Source organism: Streptomyces glaucus (assembly GCF_039533365.1).
Lineage (GTDB): Bacteria > Actinomycetota > Actinomycetes > Streptomycetales > Streptomycetaceae > Streptomyces > Streptomyces glaucus.
The window spans coordinates 1-1,556 of record NZ_BAAATK010000126.1 but is presented as its reverse complement, the minus strand read 5'-3'; the positions used below and the strand labels follow the sequence as shown (position 1 = coordinate 1,556).

Sequence of the window (1,556 nt, the reverse complement as noted above, 5' to 3'; positions counted from 1 at the left end):
ACCGTCCCGAGGAGGAGGCCTTCGCCACCGCCCTGGCGCGGCTGTTCGTGCACGGCGTGCCGGTGGACTGGCCGGCCCTGTTCGACGGGGCCCGGGTGCGGGCCGTGGAGGTGCCGACGTACCCCTTCCAGCACCGGCGTTTCTGGCCCGACCCGTCGCACGCGGGCCGGGATGCCGCCGGGCTGGGGCTCGTGCCGGCCGGACACGCCCTGCTGGGCGCGGCCGTGCCGCTCGCCGACGCGGACGGCGCCGTACTGACCGGACGTCTGTCGCTCGCCACGCATCCGTGGCTGGCCGACCACACCGTGCTGGGCCGCACCCTGGTGCCGGGCACGGCCCTGGTGGAGCTCGCAGTCCGGGCCGGTGAGGAGTACGGGTGCGAACGGGTCGAGGAACTGACCCTGGGCGCACCGCTGGTCCTGCCCGCCGGAGGCGCCGTACGCGTCCAGGTCACCGTCGGCGCGGCGGACGACGACGGGCGGCGACCGGTGGGGGTGCACTCCCGGCCGGAGAGCGCCGAGGACGTTCCGTGGACGGTGCACGCGACGGGGCTGCTCGGCCCCTGGGGCGAGGCCCCGGCCGCCGGCGGGGAGTTCGCCGTGTGGCCGCCCGCGGGCGCCGAGGCGGTGCCGCTGGACGGGTTCTACGCCGAGCGGGCCGTGACCGGGTTCGGCTACGGCCCCGCGTTCCAGGGGCTGCGTGCCGTGTGGCGGCGCGGCGACGAGGTGTTCGTCGAGGCGGAGCTTCCGGACGGCACGGACCCGCGCGGCTTCCGCCTGCACCCCGCCCTGTTCGACGCGGCGTTGCAGGCCACGTCGCTGCTGACCGGTGACGGCGTGGTGCCGTTCGCCTGGGAGGGCGTCGCGCTGCACGCCGAGGGGGCGACGGCGGTGCGGGCCCGGCTGTCCCTGCGCGGACCGGACCGGGTGCGTGTGGCGCTCGCCGATCCGGCGGGGCAGCCGGTCGCCACGGCCGACGGGCTGGCGGTCCGCCCGGTCACGGACGCACCGCTGGACGCGGCGGCGGCCGGGAGCCCGCTCCTCCGGGTCGACTGGGTGCCCGCCGGGCGGGCCGGTGACCCCTGCGACGGCGCGCTCGCCGTGTCCGGCGACGCGGACGGCCGATTCACCGCCGCCCTGCGCGCCGCCGGGTTCACCGTCGCGGCGGACGGCACGGACGCGGCGGCCGGGATAGCCGTCCTGCCGGCCCCGTCCCCGGACGCCGAGGTTCTCCCCTCCCTGCGAGCCGCCCTGACGGTCCTTCAGGAAGCGGTGGCGGCGGAGGACCGGCCGCTGGTCGTCGTGACCCGTGACGGCGGGGACCCCGCGGTGGCCGCCGTGCGCGGGCTGCTGCGCTCGGCGGCCGCCGAGCACCCGGGCCGGGTGGCCGCACTCGCCCTCGACGACGAGGACCCCGTGCCCGAGGCGCTGCGGACCGCGCTCGGCCTGCTGCTCGACGCGGCGGAGCCCGAGGCCGCGGTCCGGGGCGGGGAGGCGCTGGTGCCCCGGTTGGTCCGGTGTGCGGGGGCCGGTGGGGTGGGGTCGGTGCGCTGGGAC

General features: G+C 79.0%; 1 protein-coding gene. It reads left to right on the top strand.

Annotated features, from left to right (window positions below; genetic code table 11):
- The coding region (locus ABD363_RS32340) for a polyketide synthase dehydratase domain-containing protein (protein ID WP_344610026.1) at positions 1–1,556 on the top strand (1,556 nt) is incomplete at both ends.